This is a genomic window from Streptomyces spinosus, assembly GCF_020400655.1.
Taxonomy (GTDB): Bacteria; Actinomycetota; Actinomycetes; order Streptomycetales; family Streptomycetaceae; genus Streptomyces; species Streptomyces argyrophylli.
Map to the genome: position 1 here is coordinate 498008 of NZ_JAINRC010000003.1, position 7396 is coordinate 505403.

Annotated in this window: 6 protein-coding genes; 5 read left to right on the forward strand and 1 reads right to left on the reverse strand. The window is 70.7% G+C overall.

Annotation, left to right across the window (positions count from 1 at the left end):
• Window positions 1–37: 37 nt before the first annotated feature.
• The 5 genes from LG395_RS09225 to LG395_RS09245 are packed head-to-tail and all read left to right on the forward strand — an operon-like array spanning window position 38 to window position 6798.
• Window positions 38–862 (forward strand): DUF8175 domain-containg protein, encoded by an 825-nt coding sequence (locus LG395_RS09225; RefSeq protein WP_171154972.1) that lies wholly within the window; start codon window positions 38–40, stop codon window positions 860–862.
• A complete protein-coding gene (locus LG395_RS09230; RefSeq protein ID WP_171154971.1) occupies window positions 852–2180 on the forward strand; it encodes a hypothetical protein in 1329 nt (442 codons plus the stop codon). The genes LG395_RS09225 and LG395_RS09230 overlap by 11 nt, the downstream gene beginning before the upstream one ends.
• Window positions 2177–3733, forward strand: coding sequence for an SCO6880 family protein (locus tag LG395_RS09235; protein ID WP_171154970.1), 1557 nt, complete (start codon window positions 2177–2179; stop codon window positions 3731–3733). Before LG395_RS09230 ends, LG395_RS09235 begins: the two co-directional genes overlap by 4 nt.
• A gap of 14 nt (window positions 3734–3747) precedes the next feature.
• Window positions 3748–5160 carry an ATP-binding protein gene (locus tag LG395_RS09240; protein WP_225809035.1) on the forward strand — a complete coding sequence of 471 codons (1413 nt, stop codon included), beginning with the start codon at window positions 3748–3750 and terminating at the stop codon, window positions 5158–5160.
• Window positions 5161–5202: 42 nt separating this feature from the next.
• Entirely contained in the window at window positions 5203–6798 is a 1596-nt protein-coding gene (locus LG395_RS09245) for a type IV secretory system conjugative DNA transfer family protein (protein ID WP_225809036.1), read from the forward strand.
• Here LG395_RS09245 and LG395_RS09250 read toward each other — a convergent pair.
• Complete coding sequence (locus LG395_RS09250; protein WP_225809037.1) at window positions 6795–7361, reverse strand: GNAT family N-acetyltransferase; 567 nt, start codon at window positions 7359–7361, stop codon at window positions 6795–6797. The genes LG395_RS09245 and LG395_RS09250 overlap by 4 nt on opposite strands.
• Window positions 7362–7396 lie beyond the last annotated feature (35 nt).

The window sequence follows — 7396 nt, forward strand, 5'->3', positions numbered from 1 at the left end:
CGTCGTACGCCTACGAGGGTGAGGGAGCGCACACGGCATGAGTCCCGGAGACGAACAGGGCTACGACTACCCCGAGACGGGCCACACCCGCACCCGCCTCCCCGACCCCGACCCCTACGGCGGCGCCCCCCGCCGCCCCCACCGCTCCTCCTCCCGCAGCCTGATCACGGTGGTAGGCGTAGTGGTCCTCCTCATCGCCGCCATCGCCTTCGCGAACCGGGGGGATGATTCGGGGGGTGACGGGGCGTCGGGGAAGGCCGCCAAGCCCCAAGCGTCCTCGACGGCCCCCTCCGGCACCCGCCCGGTCGAAACGAGAACCGGCACCATCCCTTCGGGTTTCGCCCACACAGCCCAGGGGGCGGAGAGCGCGGCGGCGAACTACGCGGTGGCGTTGGGGTCGGCCGACATGTTCAACAAAGCCGGTCGCGACACCATCCTGCAGACCGTCATGACGCCTTCGCGTGTGACGAGTTCCGAGACGGCGTTCGACAAGGCCTACACGCCCTCCTTCAGCAAGAGCCTCGGCCTCAACGACGACGGCACCGCTCCGAAGGGCTACACGTTCGTCTCACGCACCAGTCCCATCGGCACGAAGGTCACCGAGTCCTCCGGCAACACGGCCACGGTCGAGGTCTGGTGCAGCGGTCTTCTCGGCTTGGCGGGCGAGAATTCCACAAATCCGGTCACCAACAGCTGGTTCACCATCACGATGAAGCTCGAATGGGCCGCCGGCGACTGGAAGATCGTCACGCATTCGCAGAAAGAGGGTCCTGCGCCTGTCCCCGGCGACGACAGGGCCTCCAGTTCCGATGAGATGTCCAAGGCTGTCGATGAGTACGGAGGGTTCACCTATGCGCGCTAACCGCCGCGTACTCACGCTGGCCGGCGCAGTCACCGCCGTGCAAACGGCCGCCGTCCTGGCCGCCACGCGTGCCCTCGCCGCCCCCACCCCGACGCCTACGCCGACTGCGACGAAGAGCACCGACACCTGCGACCTGATCCACGGCGCCGCCCGGGAATTCTGCGAAAAGGACAACGGCTCATCCGGCGGATCCTCCGTCGGCACCCCCGGCAACCCCCTCACCGACACCCTCGACCCCCTCGCCTCCCTGGCCAAGGGATGTGCCGACGCGGCCGCCTGGACCATCGGGAAGCTCAGTACCGCCGTGAAGGACACCGCCAACGTCGACTTCACCAATCAGGCGTTCCTCAAGCAGTACGCCGTCGTCTTCGCCGCCTCCACGATCCTCACGCTCCTCCTCTGGCTGCTGGCCGTCGCCAAGCGAGCCGTCCGCGGCGTGCCTCTCACCACCGCCATCTCGGAAGCCGTCGGCTTCCTCTGGCTCACCGTGCTGGCCTCCGCCTTCACCCCCCTGATCCTGTACACCGTCGTATCGGCGACGGACGGCGTCACGGACGTCCTCGCCAAAGCCACGGGCGACCAGGCCGACACCTTCTTCGGCACCTTCTCCGGCGCCCTGAAGAAGGGCAACGACATCGGCGGCGGCCCCATCATGCTGATCGTCGTGTCCCTGGTCAGCATCCTCGCCGCCGGCGTCCTCTGGCTGGAGCTCGTCATCCGCGCCGCCCTGCTCTACGTCGGCGCCCTCCTCGGCACCGTCGTCTACGCCGGCCTGGTCGACAAGAACCTGTGGGGCCACGTCCGCCGCTGGGCCGGCATCATGATCGCCGTCATCCTCGTCAAGCCGGTCATCGTGATCGTCCTCGGCCTGGCCGGCGCCCTCTCCGGCGACAGCGGCCCCGACGCGTTCTCCGCGGTCGTCTCCGGCCTCGCCATCATCCTGCTGGCCATCTTCGCCAGCGCGATGATCTACCGCTTCGTCCCCGGCTTCGGCGACGAACTCGCCGGCTCCCGCAGCAACCGCATCATGCAGGGCGCCGAGAGCAAGGCCGCCGCCGTCATCAGCTCCCCGGCCACCCTCGTCGCCCAGGGCATCAAGACCCACAGCACCCGCGCCGACACCTCCGGCGGCCAGTCCGCCGGCACCCCCCGCCCGGCCAACCCCGCCACCGGCGGCGTCGCCGCTCACAGCAGCCGTACCCCCGCCGGCGGCGGAGCCGTCCCCTCCGCCACACCCGCGCCCCGCGCGTCCAGCCCGGTCAACACTCCGCACGCCAGCAACACCCGCAACAACCGCTCGGGAGGTGAAGGGCGTTGACGACCGAGTCCCACCTGTCCCATCCGGTCACGCCCCGCCGTACGTATCTCATCGGCCGGGCCCGGCCGAACGCGATCGTCGGCCGGAACCGCGAGTCCGGCGAGATCGCCCTGATCATCGCCGGCGCGTTCCTCGGCATGATGTGCGGCCTCCTCGTCCCGGTCCTGCCCCTGCGGATCGTGCTGCTGACCGGCTTCCCGCTGCTCGCGCTCGCCGCGGTCTACGTGCCGTACAAGCGCCGCACGTTCTACAAGTGGTTCGAGATCAACCGCAGCTACAAGCGCACCGTCAAGCGGGGCGCCGTCTACCGTTCCACCGCCATGGAGGCCGGGACCCGGCTCGACGGGCGCGAGATCGAGGTCGGCCCGCCCCCGGGCATCGGCCGCATCACCTGGCTCGCCGCACCCTTCGGGCCGGACGAGATCGCCGTACTGCTGCACGCCGACCGCAAGACCGTCACCGCCGCCATCGAGATCGAGGGCCCCGGCGTCGGCCTGCGCGACTCCGAGGACCAGGAGGCCCTGGTCGACCGCTTCGGCACCCTGCTCAAGCACGTCGCCAACGGGGACGGCTTCGTCACGCGCCTGCAGATGCTCGCCCGGACCCTGCCCGCCGACCCGGACGCGCACGCCAAGGACGTCGTCCAGCGCGGCGACCCGCGCGCCCCCGGCTGGCTCCAGCAGTCCTACGACCAGCTCCAGTCCATGGTGTCCACCAGCAGCGAGCAGCACCGCGCCTACCTCGTCGCCTGTATGCACTACACCCGCGAACTGGCCGCCGAGGCACACGCCATGGCCCGCGCCGTCCGCGCCCGCGGCGGCAAGGTCGACCGGGACGCCGGGCTCGCCGTCGTCATGGCCCGTGAGCTCACCGACATCTGCTCGCGGCTCCAGGAGGCCGACATCCGGGTACGGCAGCCGCTCGGTCAGGGGCGGCTGGCCTCCCTCGTCCACTCCATGTACGACCCCGACCACCCCATCGACCACATCCAGGCGATGACCCAGCGCAACGCCTGGCCGGCCGAGCTGGACGCCACGGAGCCCACCTACCTCCAGGCCAAGACCCGCGAGTCCAGCACCCGCGCGCCCTGGTGCCACGCCACCGCCTGGGTGAAGGAATGGCCGATGACCCCCGTCGGCGTGAACTTCCTAGCGCCACTCCTCGTCCACACCCCGGACGTCATCCGCACGGTCGCCGTCACCATGGACCTCGAGCCCACCGAGGTCGCCATCGAGCGCATGCTCACCGAGAAGACCAACGACGAGGCCGAGGCGTCCCGCGCCGCCAAGATGAACCGGACCGTCGACCCGCGCGACATCGCCGCGCACAACCGCCTCGACCAGCGCGGTGAGGACCTCGCCAGCGGCGCCGCCGGCGTCAACCTGGTCGGCTACATCACCGTCTCCTCCCGTTCCCCGGAGGCCCTCGCCCGCGACAAGCGGACGATAAGGGCCTCCGCCGGCAAGTCGTACCTCAAGCTGGAGTGGTGCGACCGAGAGCACCACCGCGCCTTCGTGAACACACTTCCGTTCGCCACCGGCATCCGAAGGTAGGGGCTGATTCGCCGATGCGGGACCCGCTGTCCGTCCTCACCGAGGCCTTCACCTCCTTCCTCTTCGGGAAGGTCGAGACGACCCGGCTGCCGGTGCGCACCTCCACGGGCCAGGCCCAGGCCGTCTACCTGCCCACGGCCGCGCCCGGCCTCGGCGACTCCGGCGTCATCATCGGCCGGGAGGTGTACTCCGGCAAGGGCTACATCTACGACCCCTTCCAGCTCTACGGCCAGCAGCTGCCGGCCCCGCACTGGCTCGTCCTCGGCGAGTCCGGCAACGGCAAGTCGGCCCTGGAGAAGACCTACGTCCTGCGCCAGCTCCGCTTCAAGGACCGCCAGGTCGTCGTCCTGGACGCCCAGGGCGAGGACGGGGTCGGCGAATGGAACCTGATCGCCGAGGAGCTGGGGATAACGCCGATCCGGCTGGACCCGACGGCCGCCCTCGACCACGGCATCCGCCTGAACCCGCTGGACCCGGCGATCACCACCACCGGCCAGCTGGCTCTCCTGCGCACGATCATCGAGGTCGCGATGGGCCACGGCCTGGACGAGCGCTCCGGCTTCGCCCTGAAGGTCGCCCACTCGTACGTCAACGAGACCGTCGTGGACCGCCAGCCGGTCCTGTCCGACATCGTGGAGCAGCTACGGCACCCCGAGCCGGAGTCGGCGGAGGCGATGAACGTCGCCATAGACGACGTACGGGCGTGGGGCCTGGACGTCGCCCTCGTCCTGGACCGGTTGGTCGACGGTGACCTGCGGGGCATGTTCGACGGGCCGACGACGGTCGGCATCGACCTGGACGCCCCGCTGATCGTCTTCGACCTCTCCCACATCGACCGCAACTCCATCGCCATGCCGATCCTCATGGCGATCGTCGGCGTGTGGCTGGAGCACACCTGGATCCGCCCCGACCGGAAGAAGCGCATCTTCCTGGTCGAGGAGGCCTGGCACATCATCAACAGTCCGTTCGTGGCCCAGCTGTTCCAGCGGCTGCTGAAGTTCGGCCGCCGGCTCGGCCTGTCCTTCGTGGCGGTGGTCCACCACCTGTCCGACGTCGTCGACGGAGCCGCGGCGAAGGAGGCGGCGGCCATCCTGAAGATGGCGTCGACCAGGACGATCTACGCCCAGAAGGCCGACGAGGCCAGGGCCACGGGCCGGGTCCTCGGCCTCCCGCGCTGGGCGGTCGAGATCATCCCCACGCTCACGCCCGGCATCGCGGTCTGGGACGTCAACGGCAACGTCCAGGTGGTCAAGCACCTGATCACGGAGACGGAACGGCCGCTCGTCTTCACCGACCGCGCGATGACCGAGTCCTCCAGCGACCTCGCGGCCGACGACGCCCTGCGCGCGGCCGAACTGGAGGCCGAGCAACGGGCCGCGGCCTTCGTGGAACAGCACGTGGGCGACTCCGAGTCGACGGTGGCGTAAGGAGACGCGACCGGGCGCGGAAGGATGTGAGGGGAGCACAGGGTGAGACCGGACGACCGCCGCGAGGACCGGCGGGACAGCCGCCGTGAGGGCCAGGGCGGCATCCCCGACGGCCTGCTGATCGGCCTGCTCGCGTTCCTCCTCGGCATGACGGTGCTGGTGTGGACGGCTACCGGCCTGGCGGCCTGGTTCGCGCAGGGCGCCTGGCCCACCGGTGTCACGTTCACCCGCACGCCCCTGGCCATGCGCCACCTCATCGGCGGCCCCCACGACATCACCGGCGCCTGGCCGGACACCCCACCGTCCCAGCTTTCCGGCTGGGGCCTGTTCTGGGGCCTGTTCATAGCCCAGCTGATGATCCTCTTCGTCCTCACGATGTTCGCCCTGGGCACGGTGGCCCGGTGGAGAGCCGGAAGGGCCCGCAGGGACGACGCCGAGCGCGGGGGGACGACGCCGGCGCCCTCGGTGGCAGGCCTCGCGGGCCCGCCGGCCCCAGCCGCAGCCCAGGTCCCCGCAGTCCCGGCCACCCCCAGCCCAGCCGCGGTCAGCCCGGTCGCCGCCGTTCCGGAGGGCCCCGGCCCGGCCCACACCGATGCGCCCCCCGCCGGGCCCGCGCCCGCCGTCACCCCTGGGCACGAGGTACCGGCTCCGCGCGGGCAGGCCGAGCCTCCTGGACCGGGCAACTTCCCGGCCGGCGCCGAACGGGTGAGCGGGTGGGAGAAGATCCTCATCGCCCCACGGGAACACCGCCACACCACCGCGGCAGGGGCCGTCCAGGCCGCCTCCGGGCCCACCCTCGTCGTGACCTCCAACCCGGCCCTCTGGTCGGACACGAAGGACGCGAAGGCCAAGCTGGGCCCCACCCTGCTCTACGACCCCACGCACCTCTGCGACACCCCTGCCCGCCTCCACTGGTCCCCCACCGCCGGCTGCGAGGACAAGCAAACGGCGCTGCACAGGGCGACGGCCCTGCTCGCCCCCGTACGGCCCACCGCCAGGATCGACCAGGCAGTGGCGGACACGGCGATCACCCTCCTGCGCAGCTATCTGCACGCCGCTGCCCTGGAGAACCGCACCGTCCGCCACGTCCACCGCTGGTCCCAGGGCGCCCAGGTCCAGGAGGCGGTCCGCACTCTCCGCACGCACCCCAAGGCCGCCCCGGGCGCCGCCGGCGAGCTGGAGGCAGCACTCACCGCCCATCCCGAGCGCCGCGACATCGCTCAGGAACTGACCGGCAGGGCCCTCGCGGCCCTCTCCACGGTCAACATCCGCGAAGCCTGCACTCCCCACCGAAATGATGCCCTCGCCTTGGATTCCTTCATCCAAGAAGGGGGCACGCTTTATGTGGTCGGTGAATCCATCGAGGACCCGAGGAGCGATCCGGGTGCGATGCCGCTCCTGACGGCCCTCGTCTCCAGCGTGGTCGAGCGCGGCCGGCGCATGGCCGAACGGTCATCCTCCGGTCGGCTCGACCCACCACTCACCCTGGTCCTGGACGACGTCGCGGCCGTGGCTCCGGTCCCGGAGCTGCCGGCCCTGCTCGCCACCGGAACGGACCGGGGCCTGCCGACGCTCGCCCTGCTCCGCTCCCGCGAACAGGCCCGCTCCCGCTGGCCCCACGAGGAGCTTCCGGTCTAGACGGACCGCTCCAGCACGAACTCCAGCTCCTTCTCCGCCTCGTCCTTCGAGAAGGACACCACCAGGCCACTCGGCGCGAAACCGATCTTCCGGTACGCCGCCTGCGCTCGCGCGTTGTCCTCGTGGACGAACAGCCGCACCCTCTCGGCCCCGCGTTCCCACGCCCAGGCGACACCGGCTTCGAACAACGCCTCGATCAGCCCGTTCCCCCGGTGCTCGGGCCGTACGAAGACACCCACAACGTGTCCCTGCCGATGCTCGACCGGATACCCGGCCCAGTCCGTCGTCCCGGCCTCTTCGACGAGTACGGTGACCGAGCCGGCCCAACTCCCGTCGGCCGTCTCGGCGATGACCTGCCGGGCGGTGGTGGAACCCTCCCCGGAGGTGACGGCCCGGTCCTGCCAGAAGGAGCCCGGCTTGGCCGCGGCGTTCTCGTAGGTCTCGAGAAAGGCGAGATGCGCGACAGGGTCGCGCAGCGCGTCCAGGCGCAGCTCCTTCACCCGTTCCCAGTCGTCGGGCCGTATGGCGCGGACGACGTACTTGTTGCCGGCGAGAAGATTCATGAGTTCACCTTAAACGCAGAAAACCCCCGCACCGG